Origin of the sequence: Mesorhizobium sp. M0040, from assembly GCF_040323505.1 — a bacterium.
GTDB lineage: Bacteria > Pseudomonadota > Alphaproteobacteria > Rhizobiales > Rhizobiaceae > Mesorhizobium.
On record NZ_JAMYVA010000047.1, the window covers coordinates 14,866 to 37,579 of the forward strand.

The 22,714-nt window shown below is 61.1% G+C and carries 14 protein-coding genes and 2 pseudogenes; 13 read left to right on the top strand and 3 right to left on the bottom strand.

Features of this window, described 5'->3' with window-relative positions; translation table 11 throughout:
* The first annotated feature begins 145 nt into the window (after positions 1–145).
* The 7 genes and pseudogenes from NKJ91_RS27230 (at position 146) to NKJ91_RS27260 (ending at position 10,152) form a co-directional block, all read left to right on the top strand.
* On the top strand, positions 146–1,561 hold the full coding sequence (locus tag NKJ91_RS27230; protein ID WP_352457980.1) for a mannose-1-phosphate guanylyltransferase/mannose-6-phosphate isomerase: 1,416 nt from the start codon (positions 146–148) through the stop codon (positions 1,559–1,561).
* A gap of 651 nt (positions 1,562–2,212) precedes the next feature.
* Positions 2,213–2,539: pseudogene (locus NKJ91_RS27235) on the top strand (DUF4917 family protein); the annotation flags it as partial.
* 236 nt (positions 2,540–2,775) lie between these two features.
* Positions 2,776–3,234, top strand: a complete 459-nt coding sequence (locus tag NKJ91_RS27240; RefSeq protein ID WP_352457981.1) for a (2Fe-2S)-binding protein — start codon at positions 2,776–2,778, stop codon at positions 3,232–3,234.
* Positions 3,231–5,438, top strand: coding sequence for a xanthine dehydrogenase family protein molybdopterin-binding subunit (locus NKJ91_RS27245; RefSeq protein ID WP_352457982.1), 2,208 nt, complete (start codon positions 3,231–3,233; stop codon positions 5,436–5,438). Before NKJ91_RS27240 ends, NKJ91_RS27245 begins: the two co-directional genes overlap by 4 nt.
* Positions 5,439–6,512: 1,074 nt before the next feature.
* Positions 6,513–7,057 (top strand): annotated as a pseudogene (locus NKJ91_RS27250) (IS91 family transposase); the annotation flags it as partial.
* Between the two features lie 489 nt (positions 7,058–7,546).
* A complete protein-coding gene (locus NKJ91_RS27255; protein WP_352457983.1) occupies positions 7,547–8,563 on the top strand; it encodes an AMP-binding protein in 1,017 nt (338 codons plus the stop codon).
* On the top strand, positions 8,488–10,152 hold the full coding sequence (locus NKJ91_RS27260) for a phosphopantetheine-binding protein (protein WP_352457984.1): 1,665 nt from the start codon (positions 8,488–8,490) through the stop codon (positions 10,150–10,152). The genes NKJ91_RS27255 and NKJ91_RS27260 overlap by 76 nt, the downstream gene beginning before the upstream one ends.
* Positions 10,153–10,356: 204 nt before the next feature.
* Here NKJ91_RS27260 and NKJ91_RS27265 read toward each other — a convergent pair whose 3' ends face one another.
* The 3 genes from NKJ91_RS27265 to NKJ91_RS27275 form a co-directional block, all read right to left on the bottom strand.
* The gene (locus tag NKJ91_RS27265) at positions 10,357–10,905 is read right to left on the bottom strand and encodes a hypothetical protein (protein WP_352457985.1); all 549 of its coding nucleotides are present in this window, start codon (positions 10,903–10,905) and stop codon (positions 10,357–10,359) included.
* 235 nt (positions 10,906–11,140) lie between these two features.
* Positions 11,141–12,424: a hypothetical protein gene (locus NKJ91_RS27270; protein WP_352457986.1), complete on the bottom strand. Its 1,284-nt coding sequence runs from the start codon at positions 12,422–12,424 to the stop codon at positions 11,141–11,143.
* A gap of 150 nt (positions 12,425–12,574) precedes the next feature.
* Positions 12,575–12,721 carry a hypothetical protein gene (locus tag NKJ91_RS27275; protein ID WP_352457987.1) on the bottom strand — a complete coding sequence of 49 codons (147 nt, stop codon included), beginning with the start codon at positions 12,719–12,721 and terminating at the stop codon, positions 12,575–12,577.
* A 340-nt stretch (positions 12,722–13,061) separates the two neighbouring features.
* Here NKJ91_RS27275 and NKJ91_RS27280 point away from each other — a divergent pair, with 340 nt between their 5' ends.
* The 6 genes from NKJ91_RS27280 to NKJ91_RS27305 all read left to right on the top strand — a co-directional run bounded on the left by NKJ91_RS27280 (position 13,062) and on the right by NKJ91_RS27305 (position 22,582).
* Positions 13,062–14,621 carry a Wadjet anti-phage system protein JetA family protein gene (locus NKJ91_RS27280; RefSeq protein WP_352457988.1) on the top strand — a complete coding sequence of 520 codons (1,560 nt, stop codon included), beginning with the start codon at positions 13,062–13,064 and terminating at the stop codon, positions 14,619–14,621.
* Complete coding sequence (locus NKJ91_RS27285; protein WP_352457989.1) at positions 14,611–15,261, top strand: DUF4194 domain-containing protein; 651 nt, start codon at positions 14,611–14,613, stop codon at positions 15,259–15,261. The genes NKJ91_RS27280 and NKJ91_RS27285 overlap by 11 nt, the downstream gene beginning before the upstream one ends.
* Positions 15,258–18,692, top strand: coding sequence for an SbcC/MukB-like Walker B domain-containing protein (locus NKJ91_RS27290; protein ID WP_352457990.1), 3,435 nt, complete (start codon positions 15,258–15,260; stop codon positions 18,690–18,692). The genes NKJ91_RS27285 and NKJ91_RS27290 overlap by 4 nt, the downstream gene beginning before the upstream one ends.
* Complete coding sequence (locus NKJ91_RS27295; RefSeq protein ID WP_352457991.1) at positions 18,689–19,945, top strand: Wadjet anti-phage system protein JetD domain-containing protein; 1,257 nt, start codon at positions 18,689–18,691, stop codon at positions 19,943–19,945. Before NKJ91_RS27290 ends, NKJ91_RS27295 begins: the two co-directional genes overlap by 4 nt.
* A gap of 269 nt (positions 19,946–20,214) precedes the next feature.
* On the top strand, positions 20,215–21,225 hold the full coding sequence (locus NKJ91_RS27300) for a nucleoid-associated protein (protein ID WP_352457992.1): 1,011 nt from the start codon (positions 20,215–20,217) through the stop codon (positions 21,223–21,225).
* Complete coding sequence (locus NKJ91_RS27305) at positions 21,194–22,582, top strand: hypothetical protein (protein ID WP_352457993.1); 1,389 nt, start codon at positions 21,194–21,196, stop codon at positions 22,580–22,582. Before NKJ91_RS27300 ends, NKJ91_RS27305 begins: the two co-directional genes overlap by 32 nt.
* The last annotated feature ends 132 nt before the right edge of the window (positions 22,583–22,714 follow it).

The following is a 22,714-nucleotide window of genomic DNA, read 5'->3' on the forward strand; positions in this document are numbered from 1 at the left end:
CGTCGTCATCTGAGGCCGTTCGGCAACGCGCCAGAACTTCGCTGTTACTCGGAGCCCGCAGACCAAGCCAGAGCGACGGCGATCGTGACGCTAACGCTCGAAAGGGCGCGGGCAATCACTCCAGAGACGAAATCGAGGTTGTTATATGAAAGTGGTTCCCGTCATCATCAGCGGCGGAGCCGGATCGCGGCTATGGCCCGCCTCAAGGCAATCGCACCCTAAACCTTTCCTCAAAGTGGCAGACGGGCATTCACTGATGCAGCACACTGTGTTGCGCGTCGGTTCGATAAAGGGCGTAGTGGAACTCGTCGCCGTGACATCTGGGGAACACCTCTTCCTTACTAAGGACGAGTTCGACGAACTAGATTCCGTGGTCCTGCCACGCACCTTTCTGCTCGAGCCTGAAGGCCGGGATACGGCCGCAGCCGTTGCGGCAGCCGCCATCCATGCCAAGGCAACGCAAGGCCCTGACGCGATTCTATGCGTCTTCCCAGCCGATCACATGGTTGGCAACCTGCCTGCATTTTTAGACGTCATGTGCCGGGCCATCGAACATGCGAAGCTCGGGCGGATCGCCACATTGGGCATCACCCCAACCAGACCGGACACGGCATTCGGCTATATCGAAGCGGATGGTGAGAAAGTCGTCCGTTTCGTTGAAAAACCGGATCTGGACACAGCCAAAGCCTATGTCGCGTCCAAGCGCTTCTTCTGGAACGCCGGCATTTTCTGCTTTAGCGCACAAACCATGCTCGACGAGATGGCATCGCATTGCCCCGCGGTGATCCAGGCCGTCTCCGACAGCTACGAGAACGGCCGCTTCAGTCAAGGCGAAGGCTTTGCCAAAATCGAACTCGCGCCTGAGCATTTCGGCTCCGCCCCGCGAATCTCCCTCGACCACGCTGTCATGGAGAAGACGAACAAACTTGCCGTGGTTGCCTGCGACATGGATTGGAACGACATCGGATCCTGGAACGCAATGGCCGATTTGATCGCCCCCGACGAAAGCGGGAACAGGATACGCGGCGATGTGCATATGGTCGACACGACCGGCAGCTATGTGAGCTCCGACAAGCGCGTCATCGGCACGGTCGGTGTCAGCGATCTGGTGATCGTCGATTCCCCGGACGCTTTGCTTGTCGCATCCCGCGACCGCGTTCAGGACGTCAAGAAGCTGTTCGAGGGCCTCAAGGCTTCAGGACATGAAGCTCACCTGGTCCATAGCACGGTACACCGGCCGTGGGGTACCTACACGGTTCTTGAGGAAGGCGAGCGCTTCAAGATCAAACGCATCGAGGTGAAGCCCGGTCGCAGGCTGAGCCTGCAGATGCACTATCATCGTTCGGAGCACTGGGTCGTGGTCAGCGGCTCCGCGAAAATCGTCAATGGCGAGCAGGAGTTGTTCCTGGCGACAAACGAATCAGCCTACATCCCCTGCGGCCATAAGCATCGGCTGGAGAACCCAGGCAGAATTGACCTGGTGATCATTGAAGTGCAGAGCGGCGATTATCTCGCCGAGGATGATATCGTTCGCTTCGACGACGTATATGGTCGAACGTAGATTTCACCCGCGCATGACGAGAACGGTCAACGTGTCGCTGGCTAATTACAGCTAGGAAGGCCGTCTGCCCACTCAGGACCGGATGCTTGTGGAATCGGGAATTGACCAAGGCAGCGGCGAATGACCGCAATCGGCATCAGGGTGGAACAAATCAACCGGAAAAGACCGGAGAGCATAGTAACGCAACACAGTACCACTGTCGAATAAGCCTTTGATATTTCTGACTTTCCAAGCACGCTCAGGGCCCACCAAAATTATATCAATGGCTTATGGCCGACTTCGCTCTGAAGTGGGCCAAATCGACCTCGCTATCCCCGCAGCACTCAGTTTGATTGTTTTCGCATGAAAACGAGCAAGGACAGGGGGAGGGCGATCTTGTGCTGGCTTCTATGTCCAATCTTGCTCCTGTTCGTCGTCAGGTTGTGTGCAGCCACACATAGCGCGGCTATCGCGAGGCTGGAAGGCCTCCGATCGATAGGTGCGGCGAACGGCGGCAACGACGTGCGAATAGGATGGCTGAGCGTATGATCGAGAATACCGCAGCTGCGGTCTAGCGCGAAATGCAGCGTCTGTGACTCATCGGTCATTGCAGCGGCGATGAACCGGAAATCATGACCCTAAGCCGCCCTTCATCAGCCCACCAGCGCCCAGAAGAAGGCGAAGATCCGTCACAATGCCTACCTGTACCAAGGCTTCAAGCAGTTCACCGCGAATGTGAAGACCGCCAGCCATTGCTTCTTCATTTTCGGCCATTCGCTCGCTGCGAATGACGACCACATCCTTAACCGCATAGCGCGTGGCAAGTTTCGCAAGCTCTGTGTTGGCATCTATGGTGAACCAGCATCCGCGGATAACCAGCGGATCATCAACCGCGCGAACGAGCTAGCGGTGCAGCGCAACGAAAAATCGCCGCTTGATGTCGTCTTTTATGATGCTGCTACAGTTCATGGCTGGGCTTTAGGCTTAGAAGCGGAATGACTGCAACCAGGTCATCGAGCCGGAAACTGACCGGCCGGTCGGCCCAAAAATGACATTCAGTTGCCTCCAGCCTTTCGACACGAGCCACTTCACGATCTCGCGATTGCCAGCTAGCGGCTTGTGGCTCGAGCTGCGCGATCCTAGTGTGTGGTCGCTATGCCTCAGCAAGAAGAGCCCGGTTCCCAGCCGGGCGGAGGCGCAACGAGATAGCCAGCTCAGGACAAGGAGAGCAAGCCATGGTCGCTTTTACCCTCAATGGCGAGGCGCGAACACTCGACGTCGATCCAGAGATGCCGCTGCTCTGGGCGATCCGTGACGGCATCGGACTCACAGGAACGAAATTCGGTTGCGGCCTTGCCCAGTGCGGCGCTTGCACGGTTCACGTTAACGGCATGCCGACGCGCTCGTGCCAGACCGCAGTCGGCGACATCGAAGGAGCCTCGATCACCACCATTGAGGGCCTGTCGGGCAAGATCGGCGAAACGGTCCAGGCCGTGTGGACCGAGTTCGACGTACCTCAATGCGGCTATTGCCAGTCTGGCCAGATCATGTCGGCCGTGGCCCTCCTGACAGAGACGCCGAAGCCGACGGACGATGATATTGATTCGGCGATGAGCGGCAATCTCTGCCGCTGCGCCACCTATCATCGCATCCGCGCGGCCATCCACGAGACCGCCAACCGGCTGGAGACTTGAGGCAGTTGCAGTTTCTCCCGAAGCACAATGCCGTGCGGCCCACGCGCCGCCAGTTCCTCCTCGGCACGGCCGTCACCACCGCGGGCCTCGCCGTGGGCTACCGGCTAATGATGGCCGCGCCCGCCAACGCACAAACGACGCCTGCAACGGTCCAGGCGAACCCCTTCCATACCTATGTCGAGATCACACCGGAGAACCGAATCGTCATCCACTCCTCGCAGTTCGAGATGGGACAAGGCTCCTATTTCGGCATCGCCACCCTGGTTATGGAAGAGCTCGACGGGGCCTGGGCGCATGTGGACGTGGTCGGCGGATATGGCAATACCGCGCTCTACGGCAATCTCGCCTGGGGCGGGGCCGCGCAGGGAACCGGTGGCTCCACTTCGATGAGCTCGTCGTGGGAGCGCTACCGCAAGGCGGGTGCTGCCGCACGGGCCATGCTGGTGGCGGCCGCGGCGCAGCGGTGGGACGTGCCAGCCGGCGAGATCACAGTCGCTTCCGGGATCGTGTCGCACGCCTCAGGGATGCAGGCGCGCTTCGGTGACCTGGCTGAAGCCGCAGCGGGAATGCCGGTTCCCGACGACGTGCCGCTAAAGCCGCGCGACAAGTGGGCCCAGATCGGATCGGACAGCCTCAAGCGCTACGATTCCGCCGGCAAGACCAATGGCGCGCAGACCTACACGATCGACCTCAAGATGGATGGATTCAATACGGCCGTTATGATCCATCCGCCGAAGTTCGGCGCTGAGATCGAGAGCTTCGACGCCTCCAAGGCCAAGGCACTCGACGGCATTGTCGATGTCGTCCAGACGCCGCGCGGCATTGCCGTGGTCGGCAGGGACATGTGGACGGCGCTCAAGGGCCGCGATCTCGTGGAGGTGACCTGGAACGAAGAGAAGGCCGAAAGGCGCGGCACGGCCGAGATCATGGCCGAATACACTAAGGCAGCAGACGATCCGGGCGCGGCCACCGCGCGCGACGACGGTAACACTCCCGCAGCGTTGGCCAGTGCTGAGAAAGTCATCCAAGGGCACTACGAATTCCCCTATCTTGTCCATGCTTCGATCGAGCCACTCAACGCGGCCGCCCGAATCAACGAAGACGGCACCATCGACGTCTGGGGCGGACACCAGATGCCCGACCTTTATCAGGCGGCTGCCGCTCAAGTAGGCGGCACCACGCCGGACAAGGTGAGGCTGCACGTGATGAAGACCGGCGGCAGCTTCGGCCGCCGAGCGGTCTCGGACGCAGATCTCATTATCGAAGCTGTTTCCACAGCGCGTGCACTGGGACCCGGCAAGCCTGTGAAGGTGCAGTGGACCCGCGAGAACGACATGCGGGGTGGGCGGTACCGGCCGGCCTATGTGCACGCAGTCAAGGCGGGGCTCGACAAGGAAGGCAACGTCGTCGCTCTCCATGACCACATCGTGGGCCAATCGATCGCGGGCGGTTCCCCCTTTGCGGCGATGATCGAGAACGGCATCGATCCGACCTCCGTGGAGGGCGCCACCAACCTGCCCTATGCGATCCCGAACCTGAAGGTCGAGCTGACCACCACGGACGTGAACATCCCAGTGCTGTGGTGGCGTTCGGTAGGCTCCACCCACACCGCTTACGCAATGGAAACCCTGATCGATGAGCTCGCCGCCGCTGCGAACCGTGATCCGGTCGACTTCCGCTTGTCGATGCTCGGTCACCATCCACGGCATGCCGGCGTGCTGAAATTGGCTGCTGAGAAGGCAGGCTGGGACAAGCCTCTGCCGGAAGGCCGTTTCCGCGGCGTGGCCCTGCATGAAAGCCTCTCGACCTATGTCGCCGAGGTGGTGGAGATCACCTTCAACGATGGAAATGATTTCAAAGTCGACCGCGTCGTCTGCGCGGTAGATTGCGGCACCGCGATAAATCCTGACCAGATCCGCGCTCAGATGGAGGGCGGTATCGGCTTCGGCCTAGGCGCGATCCTCCAGGAGGAGCTGACCCTGACGGGCGGTGTCGTAGACCAAGAGAACTACGACACCTATACACCGCTCAGGATCGAGCAGATGCCGCGCGTCGAGGTGCACATTGTGCCGTCCGACGAGCCGCCCACGGGCGTTGGCGAGCCGGGTGTGCCGCCGATCGGCCCGGCCGTCGCCAACGCGCTACGGGCGGCGACGGGCAAGACGATCCGCAAGCTGCCGATCATAAAGAACTTGTCAGCATAGCCGGGAATGACACCATGAAAACGGCCGCGATGAAGATCGCGGTCGTAGGTCGTTTTTGAACGCCTCCTGACAGGCGATCACCTCCATTCGATCAATTTCCGGCGGCTGCCCGGTCCAATATCCGGTTTAGAGACGGTAACCCGTGTTCTGAACGACCGCAGACGGTCGTTGGTGCTGGTACCACTGAAGAACCGCTTTCGAGACGCAAATGCCGCACGCAAATGTCTCGAAAGGGTCACGCTAGAGACTTTGTACCGCCTGGTTGCATGTCTGCTATCGCTTTCTGGGCGCGAGAAGCGGCCGGTCCTCTGACGTCCCCATAACAGGAATGTCTTCGCGCTGAGCGTCAGCAGTTGGCGCTACCGCGACCTTTCTCAGGAAGGCTGCACACCGACGCGATCTTCCTTTCGCCTTGCGCAAACCTCCCTTCCGAGTGAGGCGTTCAGTGCGTCGGTTGAAGTCCCACTGATCTCTCACCAATTGATTTTTATGGCTTTCTGAATACCCTCCGGGCCCACCAAAATCTCAAATCAATGGGTTATGGCCGACTTCGCTCTGAAGTGGGCCAAATCGGCCTCGCTATCCCGCAGCACTCAGTTTGATTGTTTTCGCATGAAAACGACCCAAGGACAGGGGGAGGGCGATCTTGTGCTGGCTTCTATGTCTAATCTTGCTCCTGTTCGTCGTCAGGTTGTGTGCAGTCACACATAGCGCGGCTATCGCGAGGCTGGAAGGCCTCCGATCGATAGGTGCGGCGACCGGCGGCAACGTCCTGCGAATAGGATGGCTGAGCGTATGATCGAGAATACCGCAGCTGCGGTCTAGCGCGAAATGCAGCGTCTCTGACCCATCGGTCATTGCAGCGGCGATAAACCGGAAATCATGACCCGAAGCCGCTCTTCATCAGCCCATTTCGCCGCCGGATAGCCGACGTTCACCGCAACCAGCGTTCCTGACCCACCCTAGGCAAACATTCCCAGCCTGATTTTGCTCCCGAATAGCGGACGTTCGCCGGAACCGGTATTCATGACCCGCAGCGGACCTATGTTCCGCGTGTCGCCAATTGTCGCGCTGCACGACGCCGGTCGGCTCGCCTTCTTCGGATCGGCGGCACACCTGGCCGACCGTCGGCCTTCCTGCGTCATCTGAAGCCTGTTCGCAGCAAGCGCTGGGTGGTGTATGCCAAGCCGCCCTTCGCCGGACCCCAAGCGGTGCTCGCCTACCTGTCGCGCTACACGCACCGGGTCGCCATCTCGAACCGCCGCCTGATCGCCTTCGATTAGGCTGGAGTCACCTTCCGCTACAAGGACTATCGCCGCGACGGTGCCGAGCGCCAGCGCGCCATGACGCTTGCCGCCGACGAGTTCATCCGCCGTTTCCTGCTCCATGTCCTGCCGCGTGGGTTCCACCGCATCCGTCACTATGGGCTGCTCGCCGGCTCCGCCCGCAAGGCCAGCCTCGCACTCGCGCGCAAACTGCTGAGCGTTGCTCCGCCGCTCGAAGCCGACATTCCAGAAGAACCGGCTGACGTCCGCCCGCCTTGCCCTTACTGCGGCGGACGCATGGTCGTCATCGAGAGGTTCGAACGGTGGTGCCAGCCTCGTGCACCGCCTGCCTCAAGAGCGCCGAACCGGGAGAACGCCCATGAGCCGGCATGGCCAAGTTGCTCGTACGACCGCGCCACGCCGGCGCCGGTCAACGGGATGTCATGTGCACGGCGCCGTGGCGCCGGTCGTCACGCACACCAATCCCGTCGGAATCAACGCTACAGCCTCTGCGACCTGGCCCGGAAGCCGCTTCCCGACATGCCCATCCCATCCTATGCGGAAGTTCGCGACAGGCGCTGGCACACCCCGAGGCACAAATCCCCAAGGCAATCGTCTGCGGCCCGCGGGTTCCTGCATGAGAGACTTTCGTACGCCTGACGTCACCCTAAACCCTTCAGCAAGTCGGTCATTGAGGTGATCTTTGCTGTTGCCCGATAGCAGACGTTGCCGGCGACCACGCTGGACATCGTAGTTTCGCCCTCCGCTCGCGCGCGAACACATCCGGTAAAAGTTGATGCAATCACTCAACAAACGTGATTGCCGCCGTCCCCGACTGCACTGATGGCTGCAATAAGCCTCTTCAAATTGACGGAGATCAGGGGAATGGGGTTAACCCGGCGCTTGGAAGAATACGGCGATCGTCCGGCGCTGATCTTTCCCGGCCGCACTCCGATCACCTACCGCGATCTTGCGCTGCGTGTCACAGCGTTGGCAGCCGAGTTCGGACCGGAGAAAAAGCTGGTCGCGGTAGCAGCCGAGCCGACGGAACACGCGGTCATCTCCTATCTGGCAGCCGTGCACGGCAAGCAGGCCGTCGGATTGATCCCGCCCTGCAACGCATCGGCTCTGGACGACTTCGTCGCCGACTATTCGCCCGAAATCATCTGCAGACGAGTAGACGCCCGCTGGCGCTGCCGCGCGGAAGCCGGGAAGTCCAATGGCGCACTGCATCCCGATCTCGCCGTGCTGCTCGGTACTTCCGGCAGCACCGGCAAGAGCCGGTATGTTCGCCTGTCAGCCGCCGCAATCGAGGCCAATGCGGGAGCCATAGTCAGCTATCTGGAACTCGGCCATCGGGACCGGGCGGCGCTTATCCTGCCATTCCACTATTCTTACGGCCTCTCGGTCCTGAACTCTCATCTAGAGGCAGGTGCCAGCATTTATTTCCCGAAACACGGTGCCTCCCACGCCGCCTTTGCTCAAGAGATGCGCGAAGCGCGCTGCACCAATATCAGTGGCGTTCCCTACTCATTCGAAATGATGGACCACGCCGGCTTCCGGAGGCACAACTTGCCTGAGTTGCGTTTCATGACGGTAGCCGGCGGACGCATGCAACAAGCTCTGGCCGAGACCTTTCGGCGTCATCTCGCGGACAACTCTGGCTGCTTCTTCATGATGTATGGGCAGACCGAGGCAACCGCTCGCATCGCCTATGTTCCCCCGGCGAGCTCAAGGGCAATCTGGGCAGCATCGGCATTGCCATCCCGGGCGGCAAAATCCGGTTGGCTGATGAAGACGGCCGGCCAATCGAACAAAATGGCGAGCCGGGCGAACTCATCTACAGCGGTCCCAATGTGATGATGGGCTATGCCCATCGACGGGCGGATCTGGCAATGGCGCACGAAGTCGCCGATTTGCGTACAGGCGACATCGCAAAGCGTGATGATCGCGGGTTCTATTCGATAGTCGGTCGCCGCAAACGGATGTCGAAGATCGCGGGCCTACGCCTGAGCCACGACGCGATCGAAACGGCGCTTGAGAAAGCTGGGATCGCCGCAGCAGTCGTCGGAGACGATGAGCGCATTCTGGCGATGGTGACGACACCCAACGTCGACGACAACGAGGTGCTCCAGGTCATGATGGCTGCAAGCGGACTGCCAAGGCCGCACCTTGAAGTCGGCAGGGCGACGTCGTTGCGGAAACTCGCCTCGGGGAAGATCGACTATGCTTCACTCCAGGCTCGCCTGCGAGCCCCGCGTCAGGAGATGGCCATGAATGTCCTGGACGCCTTCAGGAATGCCTTCTATCCGCGTCAAGTTGGTCCCAGCGACACTTTCGAAAAGCTCGGCGGCGACTCGCTGCTCTATGTGCAGCTCTCGCTGACCTTGGAACGTGAACTCGGGAGCCTGCCGGAGGGATGGGAAACCATGCCCCTTGGCGACCTTACCCGAACCGCCGAACCCAGCAACCATAATCGGTCCATCGATAGTCAACTGGTCCTGCGTGCTGCCGCGATCCTGCTGGTTGTTATCCATCACGCAACGCTCTGGCCCATTCCGGGCGGAGCCGCCACACTCGTGATACTGGTCGGGTTCAGCCTGGCTCGCTTTCAGCGCCATCGGCTGTTCGCCGGCGATGGTCTGGCGGTGTTGCGGCCGCTGGCAGCCAACCTCGCGCTCTATGCGCCCATCGTCGCGGGTTTCTCCCTGGCGCGTGGCGAGGTGCTATGGCCATCGGTCTTCCTGAGTGGCAATCTCGGCTTTGCCGCACCGCCGCACATGATGCCGTATCTATACTGGTTCGTTGAGGCGTATGCGCAGACCATTCTTCTATGGGTGATCCTGTTTTCCATTCCGCAGGCGCGGCGCATCGCACATGCAATGCCGCTCGCTTCTGGCATTTTCGTGCTGGCAATTGCTGTAGCAGCCAAGTTCCTCACGCCACTCGTCTGGTACATCGGCGGGCCGCAAATATTCACACTGCCTGACATCCTTTATTTGGCCATCCTAGGCTGGTGCCTGTACTTCCTCGACACGCCGCCGAAACGGAAGGCGTTCTTTGCCGTCGCCACTGTTCTTTGCCTGGTGCTGGCCTGGTGGGGCGGCAATTGGACAGGTTCCTGGGTCAAGTTCATGCTGGTGCTCGGCGCGGTCTTCGTCCTGCTTTTCATTCCGCGCATTACATTGCCCGGTTGGGCGGCGCCCCTCATCCTGCCGGTCTCTGCCGCCAGCTATCACATCTATCTTTTTCACCGCGTAATCCCCGACTGGCTGCTTCCCCAACTCGACCTGGGCACGCAGCAGCCTTCCGGGCCGGCAGCGGCCATTTCGATTGGTCTCGCGTCAGGCTTGGCAGTATTCTGGTTGCAAAAACAATTTATTGGCTGGCTTGCGTATCGGCGAGCCTCCCGCCTCGGTTGGCGGAGCCATGTCGTCGGTGGCGATTGAAAGCAGCCGAATAAGACAGATTGGCCGGAGAACGGGGACGCCACTTCGACAAAGTCGGCATCTCGACCGGCGCAGCGGCGAGCGGTGCCCTCAGATAGTTGAGCGCATGCGGCAGGTCCTCGTACCGGAAATCGCCGGTCTCGCGCTCACGCAAGAAGCGCTGGCCAATTAGATCGATCACGGCCTGGACGTGCTCGTGCGCAATCACAGCCAGTAGCGCTTCGCCATTGGTGCGCCGAGGCGGGGCATGTCGATTATGAGCGCGAGCAGCGGCTCGACCTGTTCAGCCGACAACCCCTTGAGCAGCCCCAGCTGATCCCAGTTGAACATGCCGCCGACCCAGCCGAACAATCCGCGGGACGACAGCGACTGAACCGCCGGCAGGAAGATCGCGTCGAACAGTCCGTCCGGATGCTTGGTGGACTGCCGCGCAGCGGCCACCGCTACATTTTGGAGGACCTGATCGTCTTTCGCCGCCAGGCCTTTGGCGGTGATGGTCGCGAGCAGGTCGAACCGGAACGCCTCGGCGAACTGAAGATCCAGGTGATCGACGAGAGATGCCTGTCTTCGCCCCCAAGTTTCGATCCGCGGATTGACCGCAGCACCATGACCCGCGTCCGACAGGCCTTGCAGCATGCCGGGCAGCCAGTTGGCGAGTCGGTCGTTCAGTCGCGGCATCCAGTCAAGCAATATGTCCGGCTGAGCTGCGGCGAGCTTTTTGATGAACTCCTGCAACCCGAGGAACGTCGCCATATCCTCGCTACGGTTTCGACGAACCGCTCGAGCCGCGCGAGCCACTCGTCGGCGCTCGCCGCATCGACGCTCGCCACCAAGGTGTCGATCCCGGCGGAGCGCTCCTTCGCCGCACCTCATAATCGACCCGGGCTTCGCCCACATGAATGGGGTCACGCTGTCGTGCCCGACGAGCAACCGGTAGCGGTCGAAATCGGGATCGCCTTCCAGCGCTGCGCGGCACGCCGTGATCGCGTCAACCAACCCCCTGTGCGGCGACCAGTCCGGGCTTGTCCGCCATCCCCGGCGGCAGTGCGTGATACGCGTAGAATTTATGGTGTAGATCGACCTCGAGCTGTCTCTTTGCTTCTAGGCCGAGATCGGGCACCACCGCAGTGAAAAACCGGACGACATGCGCCAGATCCTCCATGATGACCTCGCCAAGCAGGTCGGTATAGCCGGCGTTGTTCGGCGTATTGCCTGCAGCGAGCATGGCGTGGCGGACGTCCTCGCGCGCGGCGTCCTTGCCCAGCAGGCCGTGCAGGCGCTCGAGCTGGTGCAGTGCGTCGCGCCGCATCGCCTTGAGGTCCTCGGTCACCGCGACCGACCTGGTATGCAACGTCACGGATTCAGCCTGCCAGCTAGTGCCGGTCACCGTACTCGACAGCGCCTCGCGCAGCATGATGGCAGCGCTGGGCGCCGCTGCGACGAACGCCGCATCGTCAAAGCATGCGATGCGGTCGACCAGCAGTCGCTGGAGCCCCGGTCCGACCTGCTGCCAAGTCCCCGCCGGTCCGTGCTTCGCGAAATGCCGGGTGAAATCGTCGATCGGCTTGCGCTCGTCCTCGGTGGCCGTCGTCCAGCGCATCGCTATCAGCGCATCGAGCATTCGCTCGGGGCTCGCATAAAGGAGACAGCCAGTCTCGAGAATGCGGCAAATCTTGGTGATCACCGCGCGCTCTTGATCCCGGGATATTCGCCGAAATACCTTTTGTGCGGCACGTCGGGCATCGCCGGTGCGCGGATTACTGCATCCGACAGCGTGTTCGATAATCTCGGGAGCGGCCGCGATATAGTCGTCATAGTTGGGCAGCACATAGTTAGAAAATTTCTCGACGGCATCGTCGAGAGAATTGCGATCAGTGCAGGCGCGGATCACGCCAAGCGCGTCGCTGTCGAACATCGCCTTGCCGTCGCGCAATTGCGCATAATCACTCGCAATCTTATCGAACGCATAACCCGCCGGCAGGAGAAACTCCTGCATCACCTTGCGCAGCCGCTTGCGCATCGCCTCGACCTTGGCGGCGCCGAACCCGACATCGGCCATCGGCTTGTAGATTGTGTCGTGCGCCATCTCCGCCCAGGCCTGGTCCAGGACCGTCTGGACCTGGATCTCGCAGCGCAGCCCGGCGAACCGGCGATATTCGGGAAGCGCACAGCGAGCATCGCTGAGTGTCACCACCCAGTTTTCGGAGATGAAGAACTCGGCGCCGTCTTCCTTGCTGTCGGGGTAGTGGATTTTCGAGCGATCATAATCCACTGTGAAATTCTCCCGCAGGATGCCGCTCTGCCCAAAGCGGTGTACATCGCCATTGGTGTAGAAGATGAGACGGCAGCCCGAGACGTCCTTGGCGATATCACCGATTGCCGCATCCGCTGCCGCGTCGGCCTTGACGAGCTTGGCGCGCAGCTAGTCCACCTCCTTGGTGCGATGCTGGATGTTCTGCAGCCGCAGGTCCTTGTGCTCGGCGGCCGCCGCCTGGAGGATCGCCGCCACCGCCTCCGCGAAGTCGGCGTAGAGCGCGCGGCCGCCATTCTCGTATTCGTCAATATTCATGCGGCGCTCCTTTCTTCTTTGCCTTGGCTGGTGGCGTGCGAGCTTGCTGCGCAAAATACGCACCGGTGCCGGTCCAAGGCTCGCGTCGACCTGAGTAGGTCGTCAGCGGAAGGTCCGCTTGCTGATGACTTCAGCCTCCGCTCGCGCGCCAAAGCTGCCGGACCGCAAAGCGCCGCATTCTGGAGCCAACGCTGATGTCCAATATCACAAAAACAGCCGTTTGTTCATCATTGCCCGAAGCCGGTTTGAACCATTTTTTGTGTCTTACCGGTAGGCATCATCCTTAAGCACTTGACCTTCAGACGGGCTCCCGTCAACTTCGTCTTCAGGGGTGGGATTCTTGGCAAAGTCTGCAGTATCTTCAGTATCGGATGCATCGCGTCCGCAACTCTTCGGCCAACTCGGCCCGGACGTCTTTACGGTGTTCTCTGGCGGGAACCGGCTGCTCTATGAGCGGGCGATCCTTGCCGTCTACGACGGCCTCTACCGGTCGGACCTGCTGTTCCCGACCGAGGCGGAGGTGGTCGGCGTGATCTACGACTGTGTCACGCGGGAGCCCGGCCTTTGGGCTGAGGACGAAGCTGCCGTCGACCTAGACCGTCTCATCACGCGAACCGGCCGACGGGTTAGACGTCGCCGCGTCGCAGGCGTTGATGATGAGGCCACCGGGAGCGCGATTAGCCGCTCCCGGCATATCTATAACCGCATGTTGCAGACGGGCTGGCTGGACGAGGCGAGCTATGGGCTTAAGACGACCGTAGAGATGCCGTCCGGCGCGATGCGTCTCGCCGAATTCCTGTGCTCCCTGAAGGAGGGCGCCGCCGAGCAACTCGGCGGCCTAGTGGTGGAGGTGAGGAACGCGATCCGCGCGGTACGCGAGAAGCCAGCCGAGAACGCTCTGGGCCTCAACAAGGCCGCCCAAGACTCGGCACGTTTCGGACGGTACCTAAGAAGCGTGCTCGCGGCCCTGCGGGAAGTTGACCGGCGGGTGCTCTCCTCGGACACGCTTGCCGAGCGGCTGCGGCACTACTTCGAGGACTTCGTCGAGCGGGTGCTACTGCGCGACTACACGTCCATCTCGACCACGGCTCATCCCTACCGGCATCGGCGGACCATTATCGCCTCCCTCGACGAGTTGGAGGATTCCGAGATTGATCTGGCAGCAATCGCAGACGCGTACCTTGAGGCCAGGCTGGTTCCTGATGGGCAAGCGGCGCGCGACCTCGTGCAGGAGGACGTGTTCCAGATCCGCCGCGTGTTCGAGCGCATCGAGGAATCCTTCGAGGCGATCCAGCAACACCGGTCCAGGCTCGAGACGCGGCTGCGCAACGTGGTCAGATATGCCGGGCGCCGAACCAACTTCGTTCAGCGCAGCGAGCATGTGATCCAGGGCCTCGATGACGCTCTTTCGCGGGGCGTTGACGATCTTACGGTCCGAGGATTGATTGAGCCTCGGTTGACTGTGGTCGCTCCCGAGCTCCTCGCGAAGCCGCGCGGGGCGCGGCCAGAGATCGCCGACGCAGACCTAGCTCTTCCGGCGCCCGATCCGATACGCGAATTCAGACGTCAACTCGAGCGGGCATACTTGGATCGCCTGACCATCACGCCGGCAAAGGTTAGCCGTTTCCTCGAAAGGCGGGTCCCGCCCTTTGGCGAAACTACGGCCGCCGCCATGTGGATCGAGACCGTAGACGACTTCCTCGCCTTCGAAGCCATCCGAATGATGGTTGCAGGTGGCCTCGGTGCCGACGCCGACTCGCGACTCGCGAAAGTGCTCGAGGGCAGGTTCGAGCTCGCGGCGTTCGACGAGGGGGTGTCAAACGAGTGGCTAGACTGCGGCGGCTTTCATGTGAAGCGCCTCGATGACAGCATCACTTTCGAGGTCGGGTATGCTGCTTGAGTTCAACGCCCTCGAAAATTCGAACCCCCGTGCCTTCCTAAGGGTCACGCAGTTCATTGCTCATCTAATGCGGAACCAGTTCGTCCACGTGGAGGACCGTGGGGCCGCAACGTTGCTCGAAACGCTTTACCGTCCAGAGCTCGCGAAGCTCGTCGAGGCTTATTTTGACGTCGCCGGCTATCGTCTCGTCCACCGGGAGACTGAAGGCTGGGCGGGGATCCTACCCGATCCGGAGCGCACGTCGCTGCCGAGGATGCGCATTGATGAGACGATTGCCCTACTCCTCATGCGACGGCTCTGGGAAGAGGCGCTCCAACTCGGCGAAATCTACACCAACGGCACCGTCCGCACGACGCTTAACGAGGCGTATGTGGCCTATCAGGGCATAGTCGCCGGAAGTCGGCGCGCGGCCCTTGCGCCAAACGAGTTCCGGGATGTGCTTCGGATGCTCGAACGGAAGGCGATTGTTTGCCTCGGTGAGTTCGACCCAGACGCGCAGGATATGAATCTCGACATTCGCGCGCTCGTTACGAGCATCGCCGGCGACGACTTCGTCGCGTCGCTCGAGCAGATCCTGTCGCGCCCGACTGCCCCGAACCCCGACGCGGACGATCAGGCCACGGTGAGGGGCGAGGCATGATAGAACTGCGGCGCATCGTCCTCGTTAACTGGCACATGATGGTAAGGGCCGACCTCGATCTGGCCGGCGATGCGGCCATCCTCGGCCAGAACCGATCCGGCAAGTCTACGATCATCGATCTGATACAGGCGATCATGGCGGGCGGTTCGTCTCGTCTGTACCGGTTCAACCGATCGGCGGGCGAGAGCAGTGGCCGTTCAGACCGCACCCTCGGGGGCTACTGCCTCGGCCAACTCAACGAGGACACGTTCCTCAGGAATCAGGCAAGGAGCTACATCGCGCTTGTCTTCGAGGATTCGGAAAGGCGGCGGATGCCTGTGAGCCTCGGGCTGTCTGTTGAGGCCGCACGCGGACAACAGACAGAGGTAGTGGGACGGTTTGTAGCCGAGGGGATCAGCGTCGACACCTCAATGCTGCTGGATATCGGCCAAGACGGATCCCGGCCAACCGTCTGGCCCGTAGTGCGCCGTCGACTCGATCAGGCCTGCGACGAAGCGGGCGGTCAGTTGCTCACGCCGGACGACGCCAAGACATTCATCCGTGAGTACATGCGCGCATTGTTCACGGGGCGCCGGGCGTCAGATCCCGAGCGGTTCGTTCGCACTTTCGTGGCCGCGCTCTCCTTCACAGACATCTCGTCTGTCGAACAGTTCGTGCACCGCTACCTGCTCGAGCCCAAGCCGATCGACATCGCCGAGCTACGCGATTCTATCCGCCGCTACCGTGAGATCCAAAAAACCATTGCCGACCTCAACCGAAGACTAGAAGCACTTCGCGCAATCCGCGCCCAAATAGTGGAGTTCGACAGACTTCTCGCCGAGGAGCTCACCTGCCGCGCGATCGAGAAGACCGCCATACTGATTGAAGGATTCGCCAGGCTGTTGACGAACATTCGTGAACAAAGGTCGAAGTCGCACGAGTTGCATGTAGTCATGGAGGAGTTCGCGCGGGTGGAGGAGGAGATTGAGCGCGAGACCGAGGCGCTCGCGTCCGTTCAGCGACAGCTTGCCGCGACCGGCGCGCAGGGACAGCGCGCCATCGTCGAGCAGGAGATTAGGGGGCTGGAGCGAGACCGTGCTGACGTCATGGAGCGTCTGTCAGCTCGACACCTCCGCGCTGCGCGCGCGATCCAGCTCCTGGGGCTGCGCGACAAGCTGAGCATCATAAACCCGGGCGAACTGCTCCGCGCGCTCGAACGCGTCGAGGAGGACAGCCGCGGGCTCGCACCGCCCGATTGGCCACGCGATCCGGCGAAGATGGATGAGCTGCTGGACGCGGTTTCTGAAGCGGCGATCGCCCGGACAGAAAAGGCGACCGACCAACGAGACGACGCCATCGTATGGGTCAAGCAGCTTGAGGCCGAGACAGCCGAGGACAGCAAACAGCTCGCCAACGCCAAACGGGGACAGATTACCCTTAGTACCGCAACCTCGAAACTTATGGAGGCTCTGCGCCGCGAAGGCATGACGCCGCGCACACTCTGCGAGGTCGCCGACGTAATCGACGAACGTTGGCGCAATGCACTTGAGGCGCTACTCACCCGCGACCGCGAGGCCATTATTGTCGATCCGGAGCACGCCTACCGTGCAACCGAAATCCTGCGGCATGGACGGGACACCTATCCGGGATGCCGCGTAGCAAATACCCGCAAGCTCCAGTCGAGGCCGACCGTGGCCGAGGGCGGCACGCTAGCTTCGATGATCGGCAGTGACGACAAGCTGGCCATGGCGTTCGTAGTCTTCAGAATAGGCAATGTACGGCTTGCGGAGAACCAAGATGAGCTTCTATCCAGCGGCCGCGCCGTTATGGCTGACGGTGCATATTACGACGGCCTGATTACTGAGATACGCCGGCCGGATGGCCTCAAGATTGGGCGGGCTGCGGCACCACTAATGGAGGCCACACTACGGGAGCGGATAGAACAGCGGGCGCAGCTTTTGAGGATTCATCTTGAGAAGAAGCGCTTCTTTGAGGACGCGATCCGACGCCTCGAAGATTGCAGTAGACCGGTGGGCGAAAAGGAAAAGTTGGAAGCGCTCGCATTCGCGCAGGGGGATTTGGCCGACAGGCTGGCCGATGCGCGGCGACGACTTGATCGGATATCGGCCCAGGTCGACCCTGAACTACTCGACGCAGAGAAGCGGTCGCAGACCTTATTGAGCAGTCTCAGGGCAGATCGCGATGAACTAATCGACAATCGCGCGTCGCTCAGATCGAAGATTGAGGAGGTCAAGACAAGACTAGGCGCGGGCGAGCAGAGTGTCGGCTCTTATCTGTGCCTCGGCCATCGCCGTCGACAATTCCGTAGTGTCGTGACCTCCGCAGCACAAATTCGATCGCTCCGCGAGCGATATAAAGGCCATCCCGCTAGAATCCCGGCTCGGATTGCTTCCGATATGGAGAAGGCAGCGGACGACGCGAAGGAGGGATATCGGGAGCTCGGTCACGAGATCAGGGCGGCTCTAGGAAGGTATGCGATCGACTTCCCCGACGCACTCGAGGGCTACGCGGACGTGCCGATCATCGGCACGGTGAAGCCATGGGTGTCGACTGGCATTGCGATGCTCGAAGAAAACGAGCTCATTCGGTACCGCGAGCACGCGGACGAGGCGGCAGATCGGATTTCGCGTCTCTTCAAGACGACCTTCATTCATGAGCTGAACAGCCGTTTCGGGCAGCTTCGTTCAGAGATGGAGAAGCTATCCGCGGCGCTCCGTACACGTCCCCTTCACGGCGAGATCTATCGTCTGGCGGAGCTCGTCAAACCGGAGTTCGACGACCTCTATCATCTCGCCAAGGACAGCGAGACCGACGAGCGCGTGCTGGATGCCCTGTTCGGCCGGGCCGCGCCTCGCGACGAGCGGCACGCGCGAGCGCTGAGACAGATAGAGCAGCTCCTCGCCGACGAATCCTTCGACTTTACAGTCTTTCAAGATTACCGCAGCTATTTCACCTATGATCTCAGGATGCGCGACGTCGCGACCGGACGGACGACCAGCTTCGACCGCCGACGCGGCGTGGCCAGCGGTGCTGAACGCCAGGTGCCATTCTACGTCGTCATAGGAGCGGCCCTCGCCAGCTCCTATCATGGCGTCCGCCAGGCGACTTCTCCAAGTGATCTCGGAATGGGCCTCGCCGTATTCGACGAGGCCTTCAGCAAGATGGATGGCCCCAACCAGCGGACACTGCTCGACTTCTACCGCGCGATCGGCCTCCAGGTAGTCATCGCCGCGCCGACCGAGAAACGTGCGGTCGTCTACGAGAATCTAGACTATATCATCGACGTATTCCGCAGCGGGGACATTTCCCTGGCCGAATCCATCCAAATCAAGGATCGTGTCCGCGAGGAGATGCGCGCTGCCAATCCGCAGCACGCGACGGATGAAGAACTCGCGGAACGCCTCGGCCTCAAGGCGAGCGCCGCCGAATGAGCCGGCACGGGTATTCCACCATCAGTTCACTCGTCGACGATCTGCTGACGCGGCACGAACGCAATCCGGCCGCGCGAAACCTGATTGCCTCGATCGATAATGACGGGTTCGCCAACATGGACCGGCGGGACACCTTCGACGAGGAACTCGCAGCGCTGGAGCGAGCAGGCGGGATCGAGCTGGTCCAAACCGGTCCAAAGACGGAACGTCGGGTAACAGGTGCAAGGCTGAAGGATGCCGGGGTACTCTACCGGAAGCTCCAACGGCGGCCGGCTGGCGAGCTAGCATACCAAGCCGCTGCAGAACTCCGGTCGCAACCGGGGCTACCGGTCGGCGCCGCCAGCTTGATCGACGACGCCGTCGCGGCCTGGACGCGGGGCGTGTCCCACATCGGAGTCCGGAATGGGGACGGGCGAACGCTTGCAAACGTGATCGGCCTCGCCATCGCAGTACGCAGTCGCATGTTGGGCGATCCGCAGGAGGAGCAGGACTTCCGGACGTTCTCGCGGCTGACGGTCGGCGACAGTAAGGCGCTGGAGAAGAATGTCCGGCAAGTCGCCGCAGCAATGGCGAAGATCTTCGCGAGCATGGACGAGCAGACTCGCCTCGATCCGGAGGAACTGCTTGCCAGCGCCGGTATCAGGCGCCTGCCGCAACCAATCCTCATGCACGGTGACGTATCGCTGGACGGGCGGTCGTTTCCGGCGATTCCCTATGTCGGAATACCGACCGACTGCGTTGGCGGGATCAGTCTCCTGACGAAGCCCGACTACGTCCTGACGATCGAGAACTTCACGTCATTCGTCCGGCACATCCGGGAGGTCGCACGGTCCGAACGGGCCCTCGTCATCTATTCCGGTGGCTTCCCCTCGCGGCCGACGCTCGCTACAATCACAAGGCTGGCGGCCCAGGCGCAAGCGCCGACGTTTCACTGGGGAGATATGGACGCCGGAGGCGTCCGCATATTCCGGCACCTCGAAAGACATCTTGCCGACGTCAACATTCCGTTGCGCCCTCATATGATGGACGCCGATCTGCTCCGCCGCTTCGGGAGACCCACGCGGGGCGTGGCCGGTCCTATCGGCGACATGCACGCGAGCGTGATCGCTGGCTTGGCGGATCTCCTCGCCGCTAGTGGTCTCGTGCACGAGCAAGAGGAACTCGATCCGAGAAGTCCGCTTACGCTCACAACTGCTACTCCGGAGCTCGGAAAAACTTCTGACGCTTTGGGTGGAGGAGGAACTCCGCGATAGGCTGGAACTACCGAACGGCGGTTCTTCGGCAAAAGTGCCGACAAACCTCAGGTGGCGGAATGGACGATCTCCCATGACAACGCCCTCGGCATTCCGCAATCGGGATAGGCTTGATCATAATGTTCTTGATTTGTTCTTACCAGCAGATTAGTAATTAGAACTATTGGCATTTCGTCCTGAGGTAGTGCACAACGCCTCCACATCGAATGTAGGGGATGACTGTGGGAATACTAGGCGATGACGAGCTGACAACGCGGTGGATAAGTAGGATGATTCTGCACGTCGTCGGCGATCCGGATGCCGAATTCAAAGAGCAGCCCGAGTTCGAAGTGGTGGAGCACTCCGAGTTCTTTTTGGCGCGGCTTCAGGATGTTGATGTCGCACCGGTCCATGAGTTCGCCGAGGCTTCCGAAACCAAACAGCTCATTGAGAGCATCGCGAAGGGCGACATCGCCTTTGAGAAGGGCGCGCAGCGCCTTTCTCGCCTCTTTGCCAAACAGCACCGAGGCAACAGCAGCGACGGCGCCTTCTTCGTATTCGAGCTGGTGGGCGGGGTCGAGGACGACCGAGTCTATGCCTTGGCCAAATACGACTACAGCCAGGCCATCGAGAGATTTGACAATCATGGTAAGAGCGGGCTGCGCCAGATCGTTCAAGCTTTCATCGCCGATCGGAAGGCGATCCAGAAGTCCTGCTTCGTTCGAGTTGTCGACGGTGTCGCGAGGCTTGGGGTATCCGCCCGCGACAGAACCAAGCAGGCGCCGGACTTGACCGAGTACTTCGCCGGATTCCTTGACGTCTCGCGCTCACGTTCCGACAACGAGTTGACCAAGGCGCTAGACGCAGCCGTGCTCAAAGTCTTGAAGGATTGCAAGGACGTACTACCGAATAAAAACGTCACAGCCGCGTACAGGATCGCTCGAGAAGCCCTCAGGCAGCGCGACAACCTTGACAATGAGGCCGTCGTCGAGGCGGTCCTCGTCGCGGCCGGCAGCCCGGAGGACGAGCATATTAGGACCCGACTCGACAAGACCGTCAGGCGCGTGCTGAAGACGAACAAACTGGACGGAGTGAATTTCAAGCCGGATCGAACGGTCTTCGCCGTCTCTAAGCGACAGAAAGTGCAGACTGCCGAGGGCGTCAATCTCGACTATCCTGGCTCGCTCGAGAACAACGGCGTCACCCGGCAGGCTATTGCTGGTGGCGGCACGCGCTTCATCATCGAAACTGCCAAGGATCTGGTCCTCGATGTCCCTATCGCTGAAAAAGTTCGGGCGTAGGCTGGATGCACTGAGCACGGAGAATCGGGTTCTCGTTAATGAGGGCGCCGACTCTGCCGTGCTGTCCGGGCTGTCAGCCGCGGACGCGACCGAGGTGGCGGCTCTTGTCGGTGATGCTGGCTTGGTCTGGAGCGCCGAGCATGCAGCCGATGGGGCCCTTGATTCCAGCGCGGACTTCGACCCAGCGCTTGAACCGTTCAGGTTGACGGTGGAGAAGCCAGCGATGGAGCCGGCGGTAGTTCTGTTCACGCTGGCCGGACTTCGGCAATGGCTGGAGAGAGATGCCTCATCACCGGCTTGGAAGCACGCTCAAACGGACAAGCCGTTCACTACACTGGCCAGACGCTTCCTCGCATGGGACGAACGATTGCAGCCGGACGCGCAGAGCGTTCGACGGCCTGCGCCGCGCGATCTAGTCCGCGAATCTGGTGATCCGAGCGTGCCTGCCAGAGTAGAGCCGTGGCTGCTGGACATGCCGTTGCCGCTCATGCCGTTTGGCGATCCGGTGTTCGACGAGTGGGCGCATTACAGCATTCGAATGGCGCGACGCTGCCTGGCTAACGAGATTTTGGCGGACGGTATGATCGTCTATTCCGGCCCGCCAAAACTGAAGGTCAACGGCAAGGTCGACATGCAGGTGTCTAAGGAACTGCTGTTTCAGTTTCAACGTGCGTTACGGTGGGTTTACGAGACCGATCATCAGTCCGAGATCCGCCACGGGCTTATGGGAGCGGAGCTGTCGCGACACTCTATCGACGGCGACATCACACCTGCGACGCTGGAGGCGGCCATCGAGGGCGCCAAAATCGCCTACCAATTGTCGCTCTCTGACATCAGCAAGGACTCTCTTAAGGCGATCGCCGATGTGCGTAAGGCGGTGACCGAGGAAATCAACAAGACTGCCGACATCGCCAGACAGCTTGCCACTGCCGTGGCCGGCGCGGTTTTCCTCGGACTTGGCGTAGTGGCAGCAAGGGTTACATCGAGCGCGCCACCAACGATATTGATAGCTCTTTCGGTCGTCCTCGGAGCCTATGTTGGAGCCATCATCTTCACCAGCGCCCACTACATGGGCCTGCAGGAAGACCTGAGGTCCGACTGGAAGCAGCGGTTTTTCAGCTTCCTTGGAACCGAAGACTACAGGAAGCTGGTAACCGATCCCCTGACCGCCGCCAAGAAAGGATTCGTGATCGTTTCATGGATTGCCGGCGGAATCTCCGTGGCGATGGTCATTGGTGTGATCATACTGATGATGATCGACTTCGGCCCGCCAACGCAGAAGAACACGCCGGGAGCCACGCTTACCGCCCCGACATCCGCGACGCCTGCACCCAACGCAGGAGCGCCTGCGCCGTAAGCGCATGGCGTAGGTAAGGCAATGAACCACTTTGGTGAGCCGTTAGTTCGAAGAGGCGGCTCGCGCATGTCTCCACTCTCTTGCTAGTCGCTCGAGACTCCCAGTAATCTCGAGAATTCCGTTGGGACTTTC

Bases quoted from the DNA above. Each gene is read 5' to 3' on its own strand.
- NKJ91_RS27230 (WP_352457980.1), top strand. From the start codon at position 146: ATGAAAGTGGTTCCCGTCATCATCAGCGGCGGAGCCGGATCGCGGCTA.
- NKJ91_RS27240 (WP_352457981.1), top strand. From the start codon at position 2,776: ATGGTCGCTTTTACCCTCAATGGCGAGGCGCGAACACTCGACGTCGAT.
- NKJ91_RS27255 (WP_352457983.1), top strand. From the start codon at position 7,547: ATGGCTGCAATAAGCCTCTTCAAATTGACGGAGATCAGGGGAATGGGG.
- NKJ91_RS27265 (WP_352457985.1), bottom strand. From the start codon at position 10,905: ATGGCGACGTTCCTCGGGTTGCAGGAGTTCATCAAAAAGCTCGCCGCA.
- NKJ91_RS27275 (WP_352457987.1), bottom strand. From the start codon at position 12,721: ATGAATATTGACGAATACGAGAATGGCGGCCGCGCGCTCTACGCCGAC.
- NKJ91_RS27285 (WP_352457989.1), top strand. From the start codon at position 14,611: ATGCTGCTTGAGTTCAACGCCCTCGAAAATTCGAACCCCCGTGCCTTC.
- NKJ91_RS27290 (WP_352457990.1), top strand. From the start codon at position 15,258: ATGATAGAACTGCGGCGCATCGTCCTCGTTAACTGGCACATGATGGTA.
- NKJ91_RS27295 (WP_352457991.1), top strand. From the start codon at position 18,689: ATGAGCCGGCACGGGTATTCCACCATCAGTTCACTCGTCGACGATCTG.
- NKJ91_RS27300 (WP_352457992.1), top strand. From the start codon at position 20,215: ATGATTCTGCACGTCGTCGGCGATCCGGATGCCGAATTCAAAGAGCAG.
- NKJ91_RS27305 (WP_352457993.1), top strand. From the start codon at position 21,194: ATGTCCCTATCGCTGAAAAAGTTCGGGCGTAGGCTGGATGCACTGAGC.